Origin of the sequence: Neisseria leonii (genome assembly GCF_028776105.2) — a bacterium.
Lineage (GTDB): Bacteria > Pseudomonadota > Gammaproteobacteria > Burkholderiales > Neisseriaceae > Neisseria > Neisseria leonii.
Genome location: NZ_CP145606.1, coordinates 1,773,567 through 1,796,931, shown reverse-complemented (window position 1 = coordinate 1,796,931; position 23,365 = coordinate 1,773,567). Strand labels below are relative to the sequence as shown.

Sequence of the window (23,365 nt, the reverse complement as noted above, 5' to 3'; positions counted from 1 at the left end):
CGCCGCAGACGGGCCGTCTGAAAGCATCCGCCTTTCAGACGGCCTGTTTTTACCCGCCTTATCTGCTTGCCGTACCCGCCCGCCACCCCGCACAAACCCGAAATCCGAATCCGCCCCACGGCTGATATATAGAGTCCGAAGAAGCTTAACAAAACTTCACGGTATCTTTTTTTCAGTTTTATTCAGCTTAAAACACCATCAAATTCAATAGAATAAACACTCTATCCCTCAGCGGACGCTCCGAAGCAAAAAATTAAGATATAAACAAAAACACGCTTTTTTGCCCGTTTTTCGATATTTTGCTGGACATTTGGCAGCATTTTGGTAAAAATGATTCCGCCTGCCGCCTGCTTTCTGCCGGCAGTTTCATATTTCAGACGGCCTGCCCGGCACGCGCAGACCGGTAAAATTTTGTGTACCGCCGGTGCGGTTCACCGCGCCCGAACCAACGGGCGTTCTGCAAAAGGAAATCCCATGGACTTACGCAAACTGAAAAAACTGATCGACCTGGTGGAAGAATCGGGCATTGCCGAAATCGAAGTAACCGAAGGCGAAGAAAAAGTACGCATCACGCGCACCACCGCGCCGCAGGCTGCCGTTTATGCCGCTCCTGCACCGATGGCCGCCGCCCCTGCGCCCGCCGCCGTTCCGTCTGCCGCACCCGCCCCTGCTGCTCCTGCGGCAGCACCTGCGGCCGATTTGAGCAATGCACAACGCTCGCCGATGGTCGGCACGTTCTACCGCGCCCCCAGCCCGACGGCGGCACCTTTCGTCGAAGTCGGCCAAACCGTCAAAGCAGGCGATACTTTGTGCATCATCGAAGCCATGAAGCTGATGAACGAAATCGAAGCGGAAAAATCCGGCGTGGTAAAAGAAATTCTGGTGGAAAACGGCCAGCCCGTCGAATTCGGCGAACCGCTGTTCATTATCGAGTAAACACCTTGGCCGCACATTGTTCAGACGGCCTGCCTGACCGGCCGTCTGAAAACGCCGCTGCCCTCCCTGTTGCCGGACCGTTCCGGCCGTATCTTGAAAGAATGCCATGCTGAAAAAAGTTCTCATCGCCAACCGGGGCGAAATCGCGCTGCGCATCCTGCGCGCCTGCCGCGAAATGGGCATTGCCACCGTGGCCGTACACTCCGAAGCCGACCGCGACAGCCTGCACGTCAAACTGGCCGACGAATCGGTGTGCATCGGCCCCTCACCTTCTCCGCAAAGCTACCTGAACGTTCCTGCCATCATCGCCGCCGCCGAAGTGACCGGTGCCGACGGTATCCATCCCGGTTACGGTTTTTTGGCCGAAAACGCCGATTTTGCCGAGCAGGTGGAAGAATCGGGCTTTGTCTTCATCGGCCCGCGCGCCGATACCATCCGCCTGATGGGCGATAAAGTTTCCGCCAAACACGCCATGATTGCGGCAGGCGTTCCCTGCGTTCCCGGCTCGGAAGGCGCACTGCCCGACAACGATGCGGAAGTACTGGCGATTGCCGACCAAGTCGGTTTCCCCGTCATTATCAAAGCCTCCGGTGGTGGCGGCGGACGCGGTATGCGCGTCGTCGAAAAGAAAGAAGACCTGCTGCGTGCGGTGGAAATGACCAAAGCCGAAGCCGGTGCCGCATTCGGCAACCCGATGGTGTATATGGAGCGTTATCTGCAAAAGCCGCGCCATGTCGAAATCCAGGTATTGGCCGACGAACACGGCAATGCAGTTTATCTGGGCGAACGCGACTGCTCGATGCAGCGGCGGCACCAGAAAGTCATCGAAGAAGCCCCCGCACCGGGCATTACCGAAGCCGAACGCCGCCAAATCGGCGAAGCCTGTGTGGCCGCCTGCCAACGCATCGGCTACCGCGGCGCGGGTACATTTGAATTTCTGTACGAAGACGGCGAATTTTTCTTTATCGAAATGAACACGCGCGTTCAGGTGGAACACCCCGTTACCGAACTGATCAGCGGCGTGGACATCGTGCAGGAACAATTGCGCGTGGCGGCGGGCGAGCCGCTGCAATACCGTCAGGAAGACATCGTTCTCGAAGGCCATGCGTTTGAATGCCGTATCAACGCCGAAGACCCGTACAACTTTATCCCCAGCCCCGGCCAGATTACCACCTGCCACCTGCCCGGCGGCTTGGGCGTACGCGTGGACAGCCACATTTATCAGGGCTACCGCATTCCGCCGAACTACGACAGCCTGATCGGAAAAGTCTGTGTTCACGGCAAAACCCGCGAACAGGCAATGGCCAAAATGCGCGTAGCACTGGCCGAATTGGCCGTTCAGGGCATCAAAACCAACACCCCGCTGCACCGCGACCTCTTCGCCGACCCCGGCTTTATCGAAGGCGGTGTCAGCATCCACTATCTGGAACACTGGTTGGAAGCGCGCAAAGCGCAGCTGTAATCGGAAAATCCGATCAAAATCTGTAATAAGGCCGTCTGAAACAGCAAACACGCGTTTCAGACGGCCTTTTGCCCCGATGGTACACCTGCCGAACCCGATTTCCGCCCCACCAGCTTCATCAGAACCGCCCACGCTGCCGAAAAAGGCAGACGCACACGGAGCGGCTGCGAAATCCGACCCGCGCATCAAAGCACAGCAACCGGATTTCCAACCCCGCCTGCAACCGCAGTCCAGAACCCGATACCGCCCAGATTCACACGGCCTCTCAGGCCAATCAGTCTGACGGCAGCCTTTCCGCCTGCAACAGCACCGTACCGTCCGCCTGCTGCAATATCAGGCGGCCGCCGCTGATGCGGTAGTGCAGATCCGAACGGGTCAGAATATTCAGCAGCGCCGTTTCGGCAGACTGCGTTTCGGGCGGGCAGGCCATACGGGTAGCAGCGGCCGGGCCGAAGCGCAGCGCGGGCGGCAAAGCCTGATAAGACGTGTTGATGCGGTTGCAGCCTGCCGTCGCCGCCAGCCGTTCCGCCTGAGGGTCAAACGCCAGCACCGCCCCCTGCGGTGCGGCAGACTGACCCAACATCCGTATACGCCACTGTCCGTCCAAAGGCATATCAGCCCCAACCGGCGGCGTAACCGCCGTACACGCCGCCAACAGCCAAACTGCCGACAGATACCCTATTTTTTTCATCATCTCTTTCCTTCCATAACCCCGACAGGCCGTCTGAAAACGGCGCGGTACGCCGTTTCTGCAAAGCTAAAACGGGCGAAGCGGGTTTCTGCTAAGCCAAAACAGCGTACCGTACCGTTTCTACACCCCGAGTGCAAACCCGCACAGCCAAACAGTCAAAGCCGTTACAGAACAAAATACCCGAACGGGAAACCAACCCACAGCAGGTATGGCAACGCTCCTGCAAAGCGGCAAATCCGATCCGAAGCGATCGGCAAAACCGCAGCCCGCCCCCAAAAAATAACCGGCACCCAATATCGCAAACTTATCCGCCGTCCAAACGTGCCAAAACAGCCAGCGGCAAAGCAATCTGCCACAACATCAGCAGCAACCCCTGTATCACTACCACATGGCTGCGCTGCCTGAGTGCCAGCAAAACGGCCGCCACCGCCACCAATGCACCGGCAAACAGAAACAGCACGGCGGCAAACGCCGCATAACTGATACCGCCGCCGTGCCGCCAGATCAGCAGCGATCCGGTTACGGCGGTGAAAACCGTCAAGTTACGGTAAAACGCGGCTTGGGCAAACCATTTGCACTTCATCATCGGGAAACCTCCTTTGCGGCCCGCAGCCGCATCTCTGCTTTGGCGCGCTGTCCGGCATAATCGATCAGCGGCGGCGGATAGCCGAATGTATTAATCCCGTTTTTCACCGTCCAAGGAGCGTGGACGGTATTTTTGTCCAGATGCGCCAATTGCGGCAGGTGGCGGCGGATAAAGCGGCCATCGGGATCGATTTTCCGCGACTGCAACACCGGATCGGGCGGACGGAAAGCAGGCAGACCCGCCGCCACACGCCGCCAGTTTCCGGTATTGGCCGCCCGGTCGAAATCCAACAGCTGGCATGCAAACCAGTCGGCACCCGCGCGCCAGTCAATCAACAGGCCGTGTACCAGAAAAGAAGCACACAACTGCCGCAGACGGTGGTGCATCATGCCCGTCTGCACCAGATGGCGCATGGCCGCATCCACCAGCGGATAACCCGTTTCACCGTTTCGCCAGCGCACCAGACCGGCGGAATGCCGCTCCTGCCCTGCCCCGGCGTACCCGCCCGCCTTATCGGGGACATGATAAAAAAACTGCCGGAAAAATTCGCGCCGGATCAGTCCGTCCAGCCAGATGCTGCCGCCATCTGCCTGCCGGATCAAACCGGCGGTATGGCGGACCGACAACGTTCCGTAACGCAAATATACGGAAAGCTGCGATGCCCCTTTTCTGGCAGGAAAATCGCGGTTTTGCGCGTAACCGGCCAAATGCGGCAGAAAGCCGGCCAAGGCCGTCTGCGCCGCCGCTTCCCCGCCCGCAAGCGGCAGAAAACCGCCCCCACCCGCCGACGGCAGCGGCGGGGCACAACGCAAACGGTCGGGCAGTCTCTTTTGCAGCTCATACAATGCCGCCCAATCGTCCTGCACCCGCCATGTACCGTACTCCGCATCAAAGCGTGCCAGCCACGCCTCCCGATACGCCGAAAACGCCGTATGCGGCCGCCCGTCCGGTGTCAGCAAATCCGATCGGGCAAATACCGACTGACCACGCACCGCGTGAAACGCAATACGGTGTGCCGTCAGACGGGCAGCCGTACGCCCGTCGCGCGCACGTGCTTCGGGTTCATCCTCTTCACTGCAAAACACCGCCTCCGCACCGCAATACACGGCAAATTCGGGCAATACCTTATCCGCACTGCCCGTCAATACAAACAGCGGCACACCGTGCTGCGCCAAACTGCGCCGCAAATCCCGCACACACTGATGCACAAACTCTGCCCGTCGGCCGCCATCGGCCATCTGCCCGTCCGCCGGACTTTCGGCCACAAACACCCCGACCACCGGCAAACCGCGCCGCACCGCTGCCTGCAACGCACCATGATCAAACACGCGCAAATCATGCCGGAACCATACCAAAGAACAGGGCTGCATCATAAAAAGGCCGTCTGAAAATTGCCGGAAAGCTATTGTAAAACCTTTGCCCGCCCACTGTCAGCGTCCCAAACAGCACCGCCCCGGGCCGACCGACGAAAAACTATTGCCAAATGAGAATAAAAATGCCAAACTTCAAAAAAAAGACAAAATTACTGTTATTTAATAATATATTATTAAACAGAAAATCCAAAAACAGCAAAAACCAAGCAATTTTATACCAATCAAGGAGTACGCCATGGAGAAACCCACCCCCAATTATCTCGCCCGCGAAGCCGACGAAAACGGCCGCATCGACTACCCGCCTGCCGAACACGCCGTCTGGCATGATCTGATTGTCCGCCAACAGGCCAACCTGCCCGGCCGCGCCTGTCAGGAATATCTCGACGGGCTGGCCAAACTGCAACTGCCGCACGACCGCATACCGCAGCTGCCCGACATCGACGCGGTATTACAGGCGGCCACCGGCTGGCGCACCGCCGCCGTACCCGCCCTGATTTCCTTCGGCCGCTTTTTCGGCCTGCTCGCCGACAAAGCCTTTCCCGTCGCCACTTTTATCCGCCGCCGCGAAGATTTCGACTACATCCAGGAACCGGACATTTTCCACGAAATCGCCGGCCACTGCCCCCTGCTGACCCACCCTGCCTTTGCCGCTTTCAACGAAACCTACGGCCGCCTCGGATTGGCCGCCGACAAAGAAGAGCGCGTTTTTCTGGCACGCCTGTACTGGTTTACCATCGAATTCGGCCTGGTCGGCAGCACGCCGGAAAACCGCCGCATCTACGGCGGCGGCATTCTCAGCTCGCCCTCGGAAACCGAATACGCCCTCAGCGGCCGTCCCGAATACCGTGCCTTCGACATCGGCGACGTACTGCGCACGCCCTACCGCATCGATCGCATCCAGCCGATTTACTATGTCATCGACAACATCGACCAACTGTTCACCGTTGCCGAAAGCGACATTATGGGTCATGTACGCCGCGCCATGCGTCAGGGTTTGTTCGCACCGCACCCCAGCCTGCTGGACAAACAGGCCGTCTGAAAACGGCGCGATGCGCCGTTTATGCGAAGCTAAAACGAGCGAAGTGAGTTTCTGCGAAGCTAAAACAGGCAAAACGGGTTTCTGCGGAGCTAAAACGCAGTTTCTGCGCAGCTGAAATAAACAAAATCCCTTTTGTCGGATACAAGTATCCGACCTACATTAAGTGTAAAGCTACTTCTGCGAAGCAGAAACGGGCCAAGCGGCTTGACTGCGCAACCCAAACCCATCCGGCCCGACATTTTCCACATTCCACCACACAAAGGAGACAAACTATGAGCGGATTATCCCAACAAACATGCGAAGCCTGCCGCGCCGACGCGCCCAAAGTCAGCGATGAAGAACTGGCCGTCCTGATTCGGGAAATTCCCGACTGGCAGCCGGTCGTCATCGACGGCGTGTTGCAGTTGAAACGCGAATTCCGTTTTAAAAACTTCAAACAGGCCATGGCGTTCAGCAACCGCTTGGCCGACTTGGCCGAAGAAGCGGGCCACCACCCCGGCATTTTCACCGAATGGGGCAAAGTAACCGTAACCTGGTGGTCGCACAGCATCGGCGGCCTGCACCGAAACGACTTTATCATGGCCGCCAAAACCGATACGCTGGCCGAAACACCGGCCTGACCGTTCCCCCCCCCCGCAACCCGCAGGATTTGTTTTTCGTTCCGCGAAACCCGCCGACGGCGGGTTTTTACCGTACGGCACTTTACTATGCACTTTTCAGCCGTACACAAACCCTCTGCGCCCGCTTTCCGCGAAACGGACAGCGTCCGTTTTAGCTGCGCAGAAATCGTGCTGTGCACTTAATGTAGGTCGGATACTTGCATCCGACAAAAGGAATTTTGTTTATTTTAGCTACGCAGAAACTGCATTTTAGCTCCGCAGAAACGGCGCACCGCGCCGTTTTCAGACGGCCTGTTGGCAGGCTCGGAGGCCGTTCATCAAACTTCACGGCATCTTCTGTGCGCCAAACACCCTAAGCCGGAATACTGCCGATAAAAAATACCCCGTATCCGCATACGGGGTATTTCTGCTCTGCCCGCCGGCTTATACGCCGCGCAGCAGGTCGTTTACGCTGGTTTTGGCACGGGTTTGCGCATCAACTTTTTTCACGATAACCGCGCAATAGAGGCTGTGGCTGCCGTCTTGGGCAGGCAGGCTGCCCGACACCACCACCGAGCCTGCCGGTACGCGGCCGTAGTGGATTTCGCCGGTTTCGCGGTCATAGATTTTGGTAGACTGGCCGATGTACACGCCCATGGAAATCACGCTGCCTTCTTCCACAATCACGCCTTCGACGATTTCCGAACGCACACCGATAAAGCAGTTGTCTTCGATAATGGTGGGTGCGGCCTGCAAAGGCTCCAACACGCCGCCGATACCGGCACCGCCGGACAAGTGGACATTTTTGCCGATTTGGGCGCACGAGCCGACCGTCGCCCAAGTATCGATCATCGCCCCTTCGCCCACATACGCACCGATATTGACATAAGACGGCATCAATACGGCGTTTTTACCGATAAAACTGCCGTGGCGCACCAGCGCGCCGGGTACGGCACGGAAACCGGCAGCCTGAAAATCGGCCGCCTGCCAGCCGGCGAATTTGGTCGGCACTTTGTCGAAATAGCGGTTGACACCGTCGTCCAGCAAGACATTGTCCTGAATGCGGAACGAAAGCAGCACGGCTTTTTTCGCCCATTCGTTGACTTTCCATTTGCCGGTACTTTCGCGCTCTGCCACGCGCAGGCTGCCGTCGTCCAGACGGCGCAGGGTTTCCAAAACGGCCTCCCTGACTTCGGGGGCAACGTTGGCGGGGTTAATGTCGGTGCGGTTTTCAAACGCGGTTTCGATGGTGTTCTGCAATGACATAATGCGGTTCCTGAAAGAAAAAGGGGGAAACGGCCTGTCTGTTTTCAGACGGCCTGACGGGTAACGGCGTATATTTTAACCCGAAACGGTACGGACGTGGCAGGCGTTCAACAGCCGTTTTGCGCAATGGTACCGCGGCCGATCGGGGATACCGGCGGGCGGGCGTTTTCGCGGCGCAAGGCCGCCTGAAATTCGGCAAACGGTATGGCCTGCGCGCCGAAGCGGCGCATATGCGGTGTATCCTGCTGGCAGTCAATCAACGCGATGCCGCAGCGCGCCAAATACGGCACGGCGCAGGCAAAAGCGGTTTTCGACGCATCGGGCGCGGCGGCAAACATGGATTCGCCGTAAAACACGCGGCCGATCTGCACGCCGTAGAAGCCGCCCGCCAGATATTCGCCGCCCGCACCGTCGGGATAGCGGCACTCGAAAGAATGGGCATGGCCGATTTGGTGCAGATGCGTATAGGCCGTCTGAAATTCGGGTGCGATCCAAGTGCCGTCCTGACCGGGACGCGGCGCGGCGGCACAGGCGGCAATCACGGCAGAAAAATCCAAATTCACCGTGATGCGGTAGGAACGGTTGCGCAGGGTTTTGGCCAGAGAACGGCCGATGTGCAGCCGGTCGGGGAAAATGACGGCGCGCGGCGCGGTGGCAAACCAATAGAAAAAGTGTCCGTCGGCATACCACGGAAAAATGCCCGCACGGTAGGCCGAAAGCAGGCGGCCGGAATCCAAATCGGCACTCACGCCGACCAGGCCGTCATGTTCGGCCAAGGCGCGGGCGGGGTCGGGAAAGCGGTAGTCGCCCTCAGGCAGAAAGGGAATCATCGTGCGGCGGGAAAACGCTTTCAGACGGCCTTCGAGGCCGTCTGAAAACATCCATCAGCGTTTTTCCTTTTTACGGCAGTTGCTGCACACACCGTACATATACAACGCATGATCGACGATGCGGTAGCCGTTTTCTTCGGCGATTTTTTCCTGCAAAGCCTCGATTTCTTCGTTGTGGAACTCGGTGACATGGCTGCATTTGACACAGACAAGATGGTCGTGGTGGCCGCCCTGATTGAGTTCGTACACCGCCTTGCCGGTTTCGAAATGGTGGCGCAGCAGAATGCCCGCCTGCTCGAACTGGGTCAGCACGCGGTAAATGGTGGCCACGCCGATTTCTACACCTTCATCAAGCAAAATGCGGTAGACATCTTCCGCACTCATATGTTCGCCCGGGCGCGATTCGAACAAATCCAGAATTTTCAGGCGCGGGCCGGTTACTTTCAAACCGCTGTCTTTCAATTGGGCAATATTACTGTTCATGGCACTTTCCTACCGCAAGATGATGATTGCCGATATAATACGCAAATTTGGCGGCTTTGCCCACTATCGGATGATAAAGGTTTTCAATTGCCGTGTGCCTGTGCCATACTGCCGCCGTCGCCAATCCGCCAATGAGGTGTCATGTGAACAAAACCGTCATTCTGCTGGCCGCCGCACTGGTGCTGAGTGCCTGTTCGGCCGACCGCATATCCAACTTTCCGTCCTACAAACTCCAAGTGATTCAGGGCAACCAACTGGATCCCTATGCCGTTGTGTCGCTGCAACAGGGCATGAGCCGCGATCAGGTGCAGCTGCTGCTCGGCACCCCGATGCTGCGCGATCCCTTCCATGCCGACCGCTGGGACTACACCTACGAAATCAGCCGCAACGGCATCGTGGAAACCGAAGCCTCACGCTATCTGACCTTGTGGTTTGAAAACGACCGCCTGGCACGCGCAGAAGGCAACGCCATCGAATACGCGGTAGCAGAAGTGAAACGCCGCCAGACAGACGGCCGGTAAACGGACGGGAACAGAACATGAGCCAATTGAAAATCGCCATAGCGGGTGCAAACGGCCGCATGGGCAAAGTGCTGGTGGAAGCGGTAAACAACCACCCCGACACCGTTTTGAGCGGCGCGCTGGAACACGCCGCCTCGCCTGCGCTGGGCTTGGACGCAGGCTATGCCGTCGGCCTAAATACCGGCATCAGAGTCAGCAGCGACATCGATGCCGTGCTGGCCGCCAGCGATGTGCTGATTGATTTCACCCGCCCCGAACCGACGCTGACCCATCTGCAAAAATGCGCCGAAGCGGGCGTGAACCTGATTATCGGCACCACCGGTTTCGACGATGCGGGCAAAGCGGCGATTGCGGCGGCAGCCGAAAAAACCGGCATTGTGTTTGCCGCCAATTTCAGCGTGGGCGTGAACCTGACTTTCCATATCCTCGACACCGTCGCCCGCGTATTGAACGAAGGCTACGACATCGAAATCATCGAGGGACACCACCGCCACAAAGTCGATGCCCCCAGCGGCACGGCCTTGCGTATGGGCGAAGTGGTGGCCGCCGCGCTCGGTCGCGATTTGAAAGAATGCGCCGTGTACGGCCGCGAAGGGCATACCGGCGTGCGCGACCCGTCCACCATCGGTTTTGCCACCGTGCGCGCGGGCGATATTGTCGGCGACCACACCGCCCTGTTCGCCACCGACGGCGAGCGCGTGGAAATCACCCACAAAGCCAGCAGCCGCATGACTTTTGCCGCCGGTGCCGTGCGTGCCGCCGTCTGGCTCGGCGGGAGGCGCGGCCTGTTCGATATGCAGGACGTATTGAACCTGCGCAACCGCTGACCACAGGCCGCCTGAAACGGTGCACCGCGCCGTTTCAGCGCAACCCAGAACTGTTTCTGCATAGAATCAGGCAAAGCGGAAAAATAACGGCCTGTCTGCACAGTTGCAAATCATCCAAGCGGATTCCCGCGTGGCCAAAAACCATTCAAAATGCGGGTTTGCGCCACTGAAACGGGAACATTGGCTTCTGTACCGAAACCCATCCGTTTTCCCGCTCCTGCCGTTTTCAGACGGCCTTGCCCGACAAGTGCTGCCGGAGCCGTCCGTATCGGCAGACAGCACACAGGCCGTCTGAAAATCCGGTATTGTTTCGGCTGTGCAGAAACACTTTTAGCTTCACAAAAACCTGCTTCGTTCGTTTTAGCTGTGCAGAAACGGCGCACCGCGCCGTTTTCAGACGGCCTTTTGCACCGCCGCCGTTAAAGGACTCCCAATCATGTGGCAAACCGTTTACCGCGCACTGTGGACGATGGCACCGGCCGCAGCAAAATATTACCTGAACCGCCGCGCCAAAACCGATGCCGCCTATGCCGCCCACTGGGACGAACGCTTCGGCAGACCGCTGCCCGATGCGCGCACGGGCGTGCTGTGGATACACGCCGTTTCCGTGGGCGAAACCCGTGCCGCCCAACCCTTGGCCGCCGAACTGCGCCGCCGTTTTCCCGACACGCCGCTGCTGGTAACACAAATGACCCCCACCGGCCGCGCCACCGCCCAAGCCCTGTTTCCCGATGCGCAATGCCGCTATCTGCCTTACGACAAGCCCGAATATGCCGCACAGTTTCTGCGCGAACACCGCCCGCTGGCAGGCATTCTGATGGAAACCGAAATCTGGCCGAACCTGATGCACGCCTGCCACAAAAACGGTGTGCCGCTGTTTCTGGCCAATGCGCGGCTGTCGGAAAAATCCCTGCGCGGCTACCAAAAAATCCGCGGACTGGTCGCCCCCGCACTGGCCGGGCTGAGCGGCTGTTTCGCCCAAAGCACCGACGATGCCCGCCGCTTGGCAAAACTGGGCGCGCGCCGCATCGAAGTGTTCGGCAACACCAAATACGATGTCGAACCGACTGCGCAACAGCAGCAGGCCGCCGCCCTGTTCCGCCGCCTGACCGGCACGCGCCCGACCGTCGTATGCGGCAGTACGCGCCACCATCAGGGCGGAGACGAAGCGGAAAAACTGCTGCATGCCTGGCGGGACTATCGGGGAAACGCGCTGCTGGTCATCGTACCGCGCCACCCCGAACGCTTCGGTGCTGCGTATGAAACCGCGCGCAGATTGGGATTCCGCGTCCAAAAGCGTAGCAGCGGCACACCCATAGCGGCCGACACCCAAGTCTGGATCGGCGACAGTATGGGCGAATTGGCGGCCTATTATGCGGCGGCCGATGTCGCCTTTGTCGGCGGCAGCCTGGTGGACAGCGGCTGCCAGAACATCATCGAACCGATTGCCGCCGGTGTGCCGACTCTCTTCGGCCCGTCCACCTATAACTTTGCCGCTGCCTGCGCCGCGGCCCTGAATGCCGGTGCCGCCATACAGGTAGCCGATGCCGCCGGATGGCGCGCGCAAACCGAACGCCTGCTCTGCGACGCGGCCGCACGGCAGGACATGGCCGACCGTGCGGCAGGCTGGATACGGCAGCACCAAGGTGCCAGCCGCCGCACCGCCGAAGCCGTCGCCGCCCATCTGGCCGCCATACGGCAGGCCGTCTGAACGGCTGTATTCCGTTTGCAAAACCCACTTGGCCGATTCCTGCCGGACAAGCCGTGTGGGTTGGGCTGTGTCTCCGTTCCGCTGAAACCATTCCGTCCGTTTTGCCGCACAGAAACCGTACCGCACTCCGTTTCCGCTCCGCAGAACCCGCTTTACCCGTTTTAGCTTCGCAGAAACCCGCTTTACCCGTTTTAGCTTCGCAGAAACCCGCTGCGCCCGTTTTAGCTTCGCAGAAACCCGCTGCGCCCGTTTTAGCTTCGCAGAAACTCGCTGCGCCCGTTTTAGCTTCGCAGAAACTCGCTGCGCTCGTTTTCAGACGGCCTTTGTGCGCGGCTTTGCGCTATAATTGCGTTTTCTTTCCGTCTGTTCCGAGCCATCATGACCCCACGCAAAATTCTCGTTACCTCCGCCCTGCCCTATGCCAACGGCAGTATCCATCTCGGCCATATGGTCGAACATATCCAAACCGATATCTGGGTACGCTTCCAAAAACTGCGCGGCCACGAATGCCACTACTGCTGCGCCGACGACACGCACGGCACACCCGTCATGCTCGCCGCGCAAAAACAGGGCATCACGCCCGAAGCCCTAATTGAAAAAACCCATGCCGAACACTTGGCCGACTTTACCGGCTTTCTCATCGGCTACGACAACTACTACTCCACCCACTCCCCCGAAAACCGCCAACTGTCGGAACAGATTTACCTCGCACTCAAAGCAGACGGCAAAATCGAAAGCCGCACCATAGCCCAGCTGTACGACCCCGAAAAACAGATGTTCCTGCCCGACCGCTTTGTCAAAGGCGAATGCCCCAAATGCCGTGCCAAAGACCAATACGGCGACAACTGCGAAAGCTGCGGCACCACCTACTCGCCCACCGAACTGATTAACCCCTATTCCGCCGTTTCCGGTGCCAAGCCCGAACTGCGCGAATCGGAACACTTTTTCTTCAAACTGGGCGAATGCGCCGACTATCTGAAAGAATGGACAGCGGGCAGCACCACGCTTTCAGACGGCCGCATCCGGCCGCACCTGCAACCCGAAGCCCTGAACAAAATGAACGAATGGCTGCACCCTGACGGCAACGGCGAAGGCGGCTTATCCGACTGGGACATTTCGCGCGACGCGCCTTATTTCGGCTTTGAAATCCCCGACGCGCCGGGCAAATATTTCTATGTGTGGCTGGATGCGCCCGTCGGCTACATGGCTTCGTTTAAAAACCTGTGCGACCGCATCGGCGTGGATTTCGACGAGTTTTTCAAAGCCGGCAGCCAAACCGAGATGTACCACTTTATCGGTAAAGACATTCTCTATTTTCACGCGCTCTTTTGGCCGGCCATGCTGAAGTTCAGCGGCCACCGCGCGCCGACAGGCGTATTCGCCCACGGCTTCTTAACGGTTGACGGCCAAAAAATGTCCAAATCGCGCGGCACCTTCATCACCGCCCGCTCGTATCTGGAACAGGGTCTGAACCCCGAATGGATGCGCTACTACATCGCCGCCAAGCTCAACAGCAAAATCGAAGACATCGATTTGAACCTGAACGACTTCATCGCCCGCGTAAACAGCGATCTGGTCGGCAAATACGTCAACATCGCCGCCCGTGCCGCCGGCTTTATCCACAAACGCTTTGACGGCCGTCTGAAAGACGTTTCAGGCAGCCCGTTATTGAAACAGCTGGCCGAAAAATCAGAACACATTGCCGAAGATTACGAAAACCGCGAATACGCCCGCGCCCTGCGCGAAATCATGGCACTGGCCGACACAGTAAACGAATATGTCGATGCCAACAAACCGTGGGAACTGGCCAAACAGGAAGGGCAGGACGACAGGCTGCACGAAGTATGCAGCGAGCTGATTAATGCTTTTGCCATGCTCACCGCCTACCTCGCGCCCGTCTTGCCGCAAACCGCGCAAAACGCCGCCAAATTCCTGAATTTAGACGCGATTACCTGGACAAACACCCGCGAACCCCTGCCTGAAAACCATACCATCAACCCATACCGACATTTAATGCAGCGCGTGGAGCAAAAACAAGTGGACAACTTAATCGAAGCCAACAAACAAAGCATTCAGAGTGCGCAGCCTGCCGGTGGTACGACCCCAGCCGAAACCGCCTCCGCCGAAACTCCGGCCTACGCCCCCGTAGCCGAACAGGCAAGTTTCGACGACTTTATGAAAATCGATATGCGCGTGGCCAAAGTACTCAACTGCGAAGCGGTCGAGGGCAGCACCAAACTGCTGAAATTCGACCTCGATTTCGGCTTTGAACAGCGCGTGATTTTCTCCGGCATCGCCGCCAGCTATCCCGACCCCGCCGCGCTCAACGGCCGCATGGTCATCGCCGTCGCCAACTTCGCCCCGCGCAAAATGGCCAAATTCGGCATGTCCGAAGGCATGATTCTCTCCGCCGCCGGTGCAGACGGCAAACTGCGCCTGCTCGACGTACACGAAGGTGCACAGCCGGGCGATAAAGTGGGCTGATTGTTCAAACCGCTGAAAACAGCCGACAAGGCCGTCTGCAAGGGTTGGGTTAAGTTTGCGGTTTGGTTGGGTTTGGCAACCCAAACTGCGTATTGCTCAAAAATCACACAGCTCAATTTGCTAACGGGATCTGCCAAACAAATAAACCAAGCCGTCGGTTAAGGCATATTGCCAGACGGCATAGTCGTGGCCGCCGCTGTATTCCCGATAGACGGCATCATGCCCTTGCGCAGTCAGCACATCGGCCAAACGGCGGCTGCCGGCGGCAATGCCGTCAGCGGGATCTTCGCCGGTACGTGCGGTTTCGTAACTGCCGGCAGCGATAAACCAATGTTGGGGCGGAAGTTTTTTTGCGGCGACTTGGTCGGCCAGCTTCTGTCCGTTATTGTTTTTGTGCCAGAACGAGCCGGAAAGCGGAATGGCATTGCCGAAAGTTTCCGGCCTGCGGTAGGCAGCATAGGCAGCGGCCAATCCGCCATAGCTGCTGCCTGAAACAACGGTATGCTGTGGCCGGTGGCGGATGGCGGTATGTTGTTCGACAAAAGGCATCAGCTCTTCGGCGAGCATATCGGCAAAATCGGGATTGGCCGGTAATTCGGCGCGTCTGTCGGCATTATCGATAAATACCACGGCTACGGGCGGCAATCTGTTTTGGCGCCGCAGGCCGTCAAGTATCGGTACCAGGCGGGTTTCGTAGAGATACTGCCAACCGTCGAACAAATACAGCACCACAGGGTCGGCAGCTTGCGGGTCGGTTTGGTAAATCCAGATACGGCGGGAGTTGCCGAGTTTTTTGCTGTGGAACGCATAATTTTTCAGACGGCCTCGCGGTGCAGCGGCTGCTTGGTCGTGCGGCTCAGCCAAATCGACCAGCGAGAATTCGGCAAAACGGCGGCGGTTGAGCGGGTCGGGCATCAAAACCGATAATAGGGCACGGCGACGACGGTAAGCATCGGCACCGTATGGCGTGGGAATATCGGGTGCCAAACGATAGCTCAGCCGCAAATCGTTGCGGACTTTAAATGTTTTATACCACACGCTGCTGCCGGGCAGTTTCTCCAGCCATTCGTGATCATTCGACGGCCCGCCGAGCAGGCGCACGTTGTGCGCGGCGTTGCGGTAAAGAAAAGTGAGCAGGCTGTGCCCGCTATCGGCTTTTTCCACCAAAGGTGCGCCCTGCCGGCGGATTTCCGTCCAAAACCGCTCTTCGGCACGGCTGCCTTGCCGGGCAATTTCCCGCTGCAACTGCTGCAAACGCGGGCTTTGCGGCACTGCGTTTTCACGCACCGTTTCATCGTAATGCGCCGCACTCTGTTTCAGGGTGAGCCGGTAACACATACGGCGGTTGTCCGGTGCGCTCAATTTCAGCCAAACGCGGCTGCCGTACGGATACCACAGTAAAAAATCCTGCGGGTTGGTTTGGTCGCCGAACAATTTGCGTTCGGGTGCGGTGTCGGAAACCGCGCTCAGCGACACGCCGCTGCGGGAAAAGTCAAGACGGCTGAATTCGATGTTTCCTTCAATATAACGGCCTTCAGTTAAATCAACGGCAATCCGATCTTCGGCACGGCCTTTCAGACAGGCCTGCCGTACCGTATCGGCAGCGGCCGCGAGCGGCGCGGCGGTTAAGACCAAAGCAAGCAAATATTTCATTCGGCCTGCCCTTACCAACGATAGCCGCCGGAAAGCGTCCAAACACGGCCTTTTCCATAGAAACATGAGACGCGGTTGGCGCAAGAGGCTACATATTGTTTGCCGGCGAGATTCTGCACGTTCAGCTGCACTTGCGTGCCTTTCAGCGCGGGAACGGCGCTGCCGGGTTTGTAGGCCAGTTTCATGTCCCAAACCGTATAGGCGGGCACTCGGAAGGTATTGGCGTTATCGCCCCAGGTTTTGCCGGTATGGCGCAGACCCGTGCCGATGCTCAGGCCTTTGAGCGGGTTTTGGCTGCCGAAGCGGTAATCCAGCCAAAGCGAAGCGGAGTGTTTCGGTACGCCCCATTGTGTGGTGCCGACCAAGGCGGGATTGCTGTCCTCGCGCACTTTCTTGTCTAAATAGGTATAGCTGCCGCTGATGCCCCATTGCGGCGTGATGTCGCCCTGTACTTCGATTTCCGCACCGCGTGTACGGACTTTGCCGACCTGCGTTTTCTGCCAGGTTACCGGATCGTACACCGACAAATTGGATTGATTGATGTTGAACAGTGCGCCGGTCAGCAATACCCGCGGCGTCGGCCGGTATTTCACACCCACTTCCACCTGATTGGCGGTAGTCGGTTTTAAGCTGCCGCCGTCGGCCGAGATGCCCGCTTCGGGCAGAAACGAAGTCGCATAATTGGCGTAGGCACTGAGGCCGTCTGAAAAACGGTAAACCGCGCCTGCCCGCCAAGTGAATTTATTGTCGGAATGGCTGTTGGATGTTGCCCTGAACCTATTCTCCTGCGAAGTACCGGCCATATCGTAACGGCCGCCGAGCAGGAAGCGCCAGTTGCCCCATTCGATCCGGTCTTGCAGATAAAGGCCGGTTTGGCGGACACGGCTCTTTTCGTCGCCGCTTAAAGCCGGAGTATCGACTGCCACACCGTAAACCGGTTTGCGCCAGTCAATCGGCGGCGCATCGCCCAAATAGCTTTTCAAACCGCTGCGGCTGTCCTGGTAATCCGCGCCGAACAGCACCGTGTGGCGCAAGGCATCCGAACCCGTTTTCCACACCAGCCGGGTATCTGCCTGAAACTCACGCCAGTTTTCATCAAAAATGCGTGCCATGCGCCGGACATTGCTGCCGCCGAGCGAGTTCCACACCACCAAGGATTTCAGATAGTTGTTATAGGCACCGTAACGCAGGTTCTGCTGCAGGCTCAGATTGTCGTTAAACTTGTGTTCCAGTTCGTAGCCGATTTGGTTTTTGGTATTGTTCAGATTGTGGTAGTCAGGGTCGCCGCTGAAAAAGTCGAGCGGAATACGTTGCCTGTCGACGGGAAACAGCGTTCCATCGCTAATCAGAAAATTGCGATCGCCTGCCTCCGGCTGCCTTTCGTAAAGCCCTTTCAATACCAACTTGGTGCGTTCCGTAGGCCGCCACATCAATGAGGGTGCGAGCGTCAGGCTGCGTTGGCGCGTCTGTTTGCCCGCCTGCCAGTCCACTTGTTTGGCATTGGCCACCAAACGGTAGGCCAATTGTCCGTTCCATTCTTTATCTATATCCAAACCGATTTCCGCGCGGTTTCCGCTTCCTGTTTTCAGCACGATTTCACTTTCGTTGCTGCCGGTGGCCTGTTTGGTCATCAGGTTGACAATGCCGCCCGGATTGCTCTGCCCGTACAGCATGGAAGCCGGACCTTTCAGAATATCGATGCGGTCGATGATGTAGGGATTGATTTCCAGCGAAGCACCGTAGCGCAAACCGTCCCAAAACGTCGGCTGGCCGCCGCCGTTGCTTTTGCCGCCGATGCCGCGCACCGACATTTCGATATGCGTATTTTCACCGCGGTAGCCGCCCGACACACCCGAAGTATAAGCCAGCGTTTCCGCAATATCCTGCGGTTCGCGTTCATCCAAATGGCGGCGCGTAACCGTACTGGAGGATTGCGGAACATCCATCAGCGAACCGTCGGTTTTGGCGGCAGTGCGCGTTTGCGCGGAGTCGGACACATATTCGTAACGCGCGGCATTACGCGTGCCGTACACATCAACCCTTTCCAATTCGGCCTGCTCGGCGGCAGAGGCGAATGCAGCGGCAAACAGCGCGGGCAATGGCGCGAGGCGGAAAATCAAACGGCTTGTTTTCATCACGGATACTCCTTAGAATTGAGAACTATTCTTAGATTTATTATATGATTAACCGTTACCGCACGACCCGAAAAATCCGCAACAATACCCCTACCGCAACAAAATGATTCATACCGCCCACCCCGTCCGCCTCTCTCACCAACACGGCACCGTCAACACTTATTTCATGCTCGGCGGCCTCGACTTGAAACACAGCGAACTCACCACCCTGAACGGCACCTGCCGCGAAAGCGGCCGTTTCTATCCGGCGTTACGCCTTATTTTTACGTTGGAAGGGCAATCCCATCTCCGCTTCGGCAGCCGTGAAATCAGACTGCAGGCAGACAGCAGCCGCTCGGCGGTCTGCCTGCCAATCAATACACCGGAAGAAGGCTGCAAAATCTTCCATAGCGGCTGCCAGCGCGAACTGGTTTTATTGTGCAGCAATGTTTGGCTGGAAAATATGGGCTGTCCGCCCCACATTCTGAAAGCCTTACGCCGGGCCCATCTCCAACCGCATTATCTGGAGATTACCCGGCCTTTGGCCGAGAAAATCCGCAGCCTGATGCAGACTTGCCGCCGCCCCGCACCGTGGCGCGCACTGCACCAAACCATGCAGAGCATGGCACTGGCCGCAGAAGTTTTGCAGACCCTGTTTCCCGACCACTGTGCCGAACCGTTGTCTGCGCGGCTGCAAAAACTGCTCAAACTGCTGCACGACCCGGCGGCTGCCAATGCCTGCCTGAACACATTGGCCAAAGCCTGCCACAGCAACCCCACCACATTGCAGCAGGAGTTTCAGACGGCCTTCGGCATCAGCATCGCCCACTACCGCCGCGAATACCGCCTGCAACTGGCACGCAACGCACTGCTGCAAAACCACAGCGTCGGCGAAGCGGCGGCGCTGGCCGGATACGGCAATCCCGAGTGTTTCAGTAAAGCCTTTAAAAAACTGTTCGGGTGGCCGCCAAGCCGCTACCGCCCGCAAGCGGCATGAGCGGTTTCCGGCAGATTTGTTTGCTTTCGGGCAGTTTGGTTTGCTGAGCCGGACATCTTACATCCGCATATCAGGTGCAACATTCAAATGCCTGCGGCAAGGCCGTCTGAAAAGATTTTCAGACGGCCTTGGATTTTCAACCGTTCCTACACATCAAAGCCATGCAGAAAATACGCGCTGCCGCTGCCCCAGCGAACCAAATGGTCGCCCTGTCCGAGCAGGTGTTCCGCGCCGGTTTCGTCCAGAATGATTTTCGATTCTGTGGACTTCTGCACCTTCAGGGCAATGCGCGCAGGCAGGTTGGTGCGAAGTGTACCGCTAAACGTTTCGGCATCGGGGCGTTGGGTACTCAAAACCAGATGAATGCCCGAAGCGCGTGCTTTTTCCGCCAACATTATCAATGGCTTTTCCATATTGTTATGCTGTTTGAGCAGATTGGCCAACTCGTCCACCACAATCACGCGGTAGCGCGGGCGCACCGAATCGGGCAGCTCCTGCAATTTCTGTACGCCGTATTGCTGCATCAGGCTGTAACGGCGGTCGGATTCAGCAACGCTGTCGCGCAAAAATTGATACATTTCGTCATAATCGTCCAGAATCCGCTCTTCATAGAGGTCTTCTTCGTCTGCAAATATCTGATAATCGATTTTTTTGACATCGAGAATGGCCACTTCCAATTTGTCCTGCCCTCTGCACAAATCAAACAGGCTGCGCAGCATCGTACGCACCAAAACCGATTTGCCCGAACCGGTGCTGCCGCCGATCAGCAGATGCGGCGCGCGGGCCAAGTCCTGAAAATGCGCTTTGCCGTATTCGTCGATGCCGATGCACACAGGCAGGGCAAAGTCGTCCTGATACGACTGCATGGCTTCTCTGAATTTCTGCGCCCCCAGTTTGTGCCAGCTTGACTCATCGCGCAGCAGCTCACATCATAAGCATGGCTGCCGTTGTTGTAGCTGGGCACAATGTGCAGCGATTCCGCTTTCACGCCCAAGGCCGAACATAAAGCCTGATGGGATTTTTTCACATCTTTATATTCACTCAAACGCAAACGGTAAATATCGTAACGTGCACCGGCATGGCTGAATGCCAGCTCGGCCACGGGAATATTCATTTGGCTGAGTGCTTTGCGCAGAGACTGTTTGCGGTTTTCCGTTTGTGCCGTATTTCCGGGGCCGTCTGAAACGGAGGCAGACGTGCCGGTGCCGGCATTTTTTACCGCCAAATCGGTCAGCTCATTCAAAAAAGTCTGCCGTGCGGCCAATTCATCGTCAGGCTTAAACCGTTTACATCCTTCCCAAGATTTTTCCAGCTCCACCGCGCCGGTGTGCCATAAGTTCTGAATCAGCGTATATAAATCGTCTTTGGTGACGGCTTTGTCGGGATTGAGACGGAACAATGTATCGCTCAACATCACCAGCCACAGGCGCGAATAGCTCTGAAAACAGGTTTGGAACGAAACAATTTCCGTCCCTTGTGTGTCGGGCGCGGGAATCAGCCTGCCCGCGCTGTCGGCAAAGCCTCTGGCCAAACAGTAGCCGATGCACAGCATCGCCCAGTCGTAATGGCCGTCAAACGGGGGCAGTGCGCCCGCATCATGGAGACGGGTGCGGATCTGTTTGGCGGCTTTGCTGGAAAAAATCCGCTTTTCGCCCATCAGGGTGTGGAAAAAGTCGGTGTCCCAACCTTTATCGGTATGTTCCAATTGGTACATGATGTTTTCCTGTATATTTCAGACGGCCTGTTATTCAAAATATACGTCGGCAGTTACCTGCGAGCGTGCACCGCCGCTCATCAATGATTCGGCCTTCACCAGATAGGTACGGCTGATATGCGGCTCCAAACGGCGGTACACTTCGGATGTGATTTCCGTATCCTGCGACAACAAAACCACTTGCTGCCTTAAACCGGCCCAGTGGTTAAACAAGCCCTCACGGTGGCCTTTGTCCAAACGCGCCAGAGGCGTGTCAATAATAAATGGGGCTTGATAGTGCGTCACTTCCGCCAATGCCGACACCAGCGACATAATCAAAATCTGCATTTGCCCTGCCGATGTATCGACATGGGTTTCATAACCGTCATAACCGAACAGACTCATTTGCCCGTTAGCTTTAATACGGATACGGTCGATACGTTTGTCGTGGGCGATGTCACGGTTAATCCGTGTAGCAGCTTCTCCCACAGCGCCAACTTTCTGTTTCAGCAATTCTTCAATCAGGCGTACGATGACGTTATCCACCTCTCCTGCACGGCGCGATTTAAGCAATTGAGGATTGCTGTCGCTGATTCTGTTCTGTAAATCAGAAACTTCATTGCTCAAACGTTCCTGCTGTTTTTGGGATTGAATCAGATTGCTTTTCAAACGGCCTGAACGCTCTTTGTATTTATCGGTTTCTTGGTTGGCTTCTTTCAGTTGCCCGACAAGCTCGTCATTATTAGTACCTTGCAGATTCTCGATTTCGGCAATCACCCGTTTGCGTTCCGATTCGCGTTTTTCATTTTCCTCCAGCCATTTGCCGATTCCGCCTTGCGGAATGCCACTTAATCTACTGATTTCATTTTGAATCTCCGCATGGGCATTGACTGAAAGATAATTGTGTTCGATTTTGTCCGCACAGTTCTCAGGTAGCGGGTAAAACAGCTTTTCCCAGCAGTCTTTGACCGCCTCTTTCAATACGGGCTGGTTGAAAATGGTGTCTGCCATGGCGCCAAATGCCTGTCCGACTTTTTCGCTGGCAACAAAAGCCTGCCAAAAATCATCCACTTTGTCGGCAATCTGGTCTTTGCCTGCTTCGTGGTTCAAACGGTTTTTCTCGCGCTCCAATTGCACCTGTAAATTTTTCAGACGGCCTCTGGGGAGAAAAGCCAGCGGCATGGCTTTCACAGCAGCTTTGATATGGCTCTGAAACTCCTCCATTTCTTTTTCCAGCTTTTCACGCTGAGCCATCAAATCTTGCGAAGTACGGATATCGCTGCCGCCGCCGAGCTGCTGCATCAAACTGTCGCGTTTTTCCGTCCAATGCTGCCATTGTGCCTGGGCATCTGCCAGCTCTTCATTGGACACCGCCAAAGCAGCTTGCACCTGTTGCAGCTTACGTTCGGCTTCTACCAAATCTTTCTGCATTTTATCGCTGCTGTTCTGAGAAATATTTTTGGTGCGGTAGTCTTTTAAACTGACGCGCAGCTTTTCCAGCAAAGTCACACCCAACAAGCCTTTCAGAGCCTGATTCAGCCACACTCCAGCGCCGCTTCCTTCAGCGGTTTTCACAATTTTTTCTCCGTCGAAAAAGAAAAACGGTGCATAGTCTATCGGCAGCGCATATGCGTTCAGATACTTGTCCGCCATATCTTCGTCAACCAATTTGTAATTGTCATTTTTAGCCAACTCAATGATGACCGAGTTGTCGGCAGGCTGGTATTTGCCGTTACTGTCGAAATACCATTTACGCTTGATGCGCAAACCGTATTTCCTACCTTGATAGTGTTGCCGGATTTCCAACTCCAAAGCCATTTCACTGCGGCCGTATTTGATTTCGGCCTGATGGTGCAAAGCCGATTGCAGAAAATCGGCATAACCTTTTCCCCTGCCGTTCAAACCCGCCCGTTGCAGATGGCTGACCGCATCCTTGTCATACAGACACAGATAAACAGCTTCTAAAAGCGTGGTTTTACCGTGGCCGTTTTGTGCACTGATTAATACGATATTGCGCTCACCGTCAGATTCCGGAAAACTGAAAAACGCATTGTCGTAAGACTTAAAATTACGCAGGCGGATTGAATGTATCCACATGAT

General features: G+C 56.8%; 20 protein-coding genes. 9 read left to right on the top strand and 11 right to left on the bottom strand.

From position 1 onward, the window contains the following. The first annotated feature begins 474 nt into the window (after nt 1-474). Together accB and accC are read left to right on the top strand one after the other, a co-directional pair. The gene (accB, locus tag ORY85_RS08575; RefSeq protein WP_274571750.1) at nt 475-936 is read left to right on the top strand and encodes an acetyl-CoA carboxylase biotin carboxyl carrier protein; all 462 of its coding nucleotides are present in this window, start codon (nt 475-477) and stop codon (nt 934-936) included. Nucleotides 937-1,042: 106 nt separating this feature from the next. After that, nucleotides 1,043-2,398 (top strand): acetyl-CoA carboxylase biotin carboxylase subunit, encoded by a 1,356-nt coding sequence (gene accC / locus ORY85_RS08570; RefSeq protein ID WP_274571749.1) that lies wholly within the window; start codon nt 1,043-1,045, stop codon nt 2,396-2,398. A gap of 274 nt (nt 2,399-2,672) precedes the next feature. On the opposite strand, the gene ORY85_RS08565 is transcribed toward accC, so the two are convergent. The 3 genes from ORY85_RS08565 to ORY85_RS08555 all read right to left on the bottom strand — a co-directional run bounded on the left by ORY85_RS08565 (nt 2,673) and on the right by ORY85_RS08555 (nt 5,048). Next, complete coding sequence (locus ORY85_RS08565; protein WP_274571748.1) at nt 2,673-3,092, bottom strand: META domain-containing protein; 420 nt, start codon at nt 3,090-3,092, stop codon at nt 2,673-2,675. 301 nt (nt 3,093-3,393) lie between these two features. Then, nucleotides 3,394-3,675 carry a hypothetical protein gene (locus tag ORY85_RS08560; RefSeq protein ID WP_274571747.1) on the bottom strand — a complete coding sequence of 94 codons (282 nt, stop codon included), beginning with the start codon at nt 3,673-3,675 and terminating at the stop codon, nt 3,394-3,396. After that, the gene (locus ORY85_RS08555) at nt 3,672-5,048 is read right to left on the bottom strand and encodes a deoxyribodipyrimidine photo-lyase (RefSeq protein WP_274571746.1); all 1,377 of its coding nucleotides are present in this window, start codon (nt 5,046-5,048) and stop codon (nt 3,672-3,674) included. Before ORY85_RS08555 ends, ORY85_RS08560 begins: the two co-directional genes overlap by 4 nt. 235 nt (nt 5,049-5,283) lie before the next feature. On the opposite strand from ORY85_RS08555, the gene phhA reads away from it, so the two are divergent. Both phhA and ORY85_RS08545 read left to right on the top strand, forming a co-directional pair. After that, a complete protein-coding gene (gene phhA, locus ORY85_RS08550; protein ID WP_274571745.1) occupies nt 5,284-6,087 on the top strand; it encodes a phenylalanine 4-monooxygenase in 804 nt (267 codons plus the stop codon). 272 nt (nt 6,088-6,359) lie between these two features. Then, on the top strand, nt 6,360-6,707 hold the full coding sequence (locus ORY85_RS08545) for a 4a-hydroxytetrahydrobiopterin dehydratase (RefSeq protein ID WP_274571744.1): 348 nt from the start codon (nt 6,360-6,362) through the stop codon (nt 6,705-6,707). A gap of 423 nt (nt 6,708-7,130) precedes the next feature. On the opposite strand, the gene dapD is transcribed toward ORY85_RS08545, so the two are convergent. The 3 genes from dapD to fur form a co-directional block, all read right to left on the bottom strand. Then, nucleotides 7,131-7,952 carry a 2,3,4,5-tetrahydropyridine-2,6-dicarboxylate N-succinyltransferase gene (dapD, locus tag ORY85_RS08540; protein WP_274571743.1) on the bottom strand — a complete coding sequence of 274 codons (822 nt, stop codon included), beginning with the start codon at nt 7,950-7,952 and terminating at the stop codon, nt 7,131-7,133. A 107-nt stretch (nt 7,953-8,059) separates the two neighbouring features. Beyond that, nucleotides 8,060-8,833, bottom strand: coding sequence for a leucyl/phenylalanyl-tRNA--protein transferase (gene aat / locus ORY85_RS08535; RefSeq protein WP_405030328.1), 774 nt, complete (start codon nt 8,831-8,833; stop codon nt 8,060-8,062). 3 nt (nt 8,834-8,836) lie between these two features. Then, nucleotides 8,837-9,265 (bottom strand): ferric iron uptake transcriptional regulator, encoded by a 429-nt coding sequence (fur, locus tag ORY85_RS08530; RefSeq protein WP_274571742.1) that lies wholly within the window; start codon nt 9,263-9,265, stop codon nt 8,837-8,839. A 143-nt stretch (nt 9,266-9,408) separates the two neighbouring features. On the opposite strand from fur, the gene ORY85_RS08525 reads away from it, so the two are divergent. The 4 genes from ORY85_RS08525 to metG all read left to right on the top strand — a co-directional run bounded on the left by ORY85_RS08525 (nt 9,409) and on the right by metG (nt 14,808). Next, on the top strand, nt 9,409-9,786 hold the full coding sequence (locus tag ORY85_RS08525) for an outer membrane protein assembly factor BamE (protein WP_274571741.1): 378 nt from the start codon (nt 9,409-9,411) through the stop codon (nt 9,784-9,786). A gap of 17 nt (nt 9,787-9,803) precedes the next feature. Continuing rightward, nucleotides 9,804-10,613: a 4-hydroxy-tetrahydrodipicolinate reductase gene (dapB, locus tag ORY85_RS08520; protein ID WP_274571740.1), complete on the top strand. Its 810-nt coding sequence runs from the start codon at nt 9,804-9,806 to the stop codon at nt 10,611-10,613. Between the two features lie 436 nt (nt 10,614-11,049). Then, nucleotides 11,050-12,324, top strand: coding sequence for a lipid IV(A) 3-deoxy-D-manno-octulosonic acid transferase (gene waaA, locus ORY85_RS08515; protein WP_274571739.1), 1,275 nt, complete (start codon nt 11,050-11,052; stop codon nt 12,322-12,324). Nucleotides 12,325-12,702: 378 nt separating this feature from the next. Then, nucleotides 12,703-14,808, top strand: a complete 2,106-nt coding sequence (gene metG / locus ORY85_RS08510; protein WP_274571738.1) for a methionine--tRNA ligase — start codon at nt 12,703-12,705, stop codon at nt 14,806-14,808. A gap of 120 nt (nt 14,809-14,928) precedes the next feature. Here metG and ORY85_RS08505 read toward each other — a convergent pair whose 3' ends face one another. Continuing rightward, on the bottom strand, nt 14,929-16,461 hold the full coding sequence (locus tag ORY85_RS08505; RefSeq protein ID WP_274571737.1) for an alpha/beta hydrolase-fold protein: 1,533 nt from the start codon (nt 16,459-16,461) through the stop codon (nt 14,929-14,931). Nucleotides 16,462-16,472: 11 nt separating this feature from the next. Next, nucleotides 16,473-18,596, bottom strand: a complete 2,124-nt coding sequence (locus tag ORY85_RS08500) for a TonB-dependent siderophore receptor (RefSeq protein ID WP_274571759.1) — start codon at nt 18,594-18,596, stop codon at nt 16,473-16,475. A 103-nt stretch (nt 18,597-18,699) separates the two neighbouring features. On the opposite strand from ORY85_RS08500, the gene ORY85_RS08495 reads away from it, so the two are divergent. Further along, a complete protein-coding gene (locus ORY85_RS08495) occupies nt 18,700-19,572 on the top strand; it encodes an AraC family transcriptional regulator (protein WP_274571736.1) in 873 nt (290 codons plus the stop codon). 146 nt (nt 19,573-19,718) lie between these two features. On the opposite strand, the gene ORY85_RS08490 is transcribed toward ORY85_RS08495, so the two are convergent. Genes ORY85_RS08490 through ORY85_RS08480 form a run of 3 tightly spaced genes read right to left on the bottom strand, consistent with a single transcriptional unit; the run spans nt 19,719 to nt 23,362 of the window. Continuing rightward, nucleotides 19,719-20,438 (bottom strand): FtsK/SpoIIIE domain-containing protein, encoded by a 720-nt coding sequence (locus tag ORY85_RS08490; RefSeq protein WP_274571735.1) that lies wholly within the window; start codon nt 20,436-20,438, stop codon nt 19,719-19,721. After that, nucleotides 20,336-21,286, bottom strand: a complete 951-nt coding sequence (locus ORY85_RS08485) for a hypothetical protein (RefSeq protein WP_274571734.1) — start codon at nt 21,284-21,286, stop codon at nt 20,336-20,338. The genes ORY85_RS08490 and ORY85_RS08485 overlap by 103 nt, the downstream gene beginning before the upstream one ends. A gap of 30 nt (nt 21,287-21,316) precedes the next feature. Then, complete coding sequence (locus tag ORY85_RS08480; RefSeq protein ID WP_274571733.1) at nt 21,317-23,362, bottom strand: AAA family ATPase; 2,046 nt, start codon at nt 23,360-23,362, stop codon at nt 21,317-21,319. Nucleotides 23,363-23,365 lie beyond the last annotated feature (3 nt).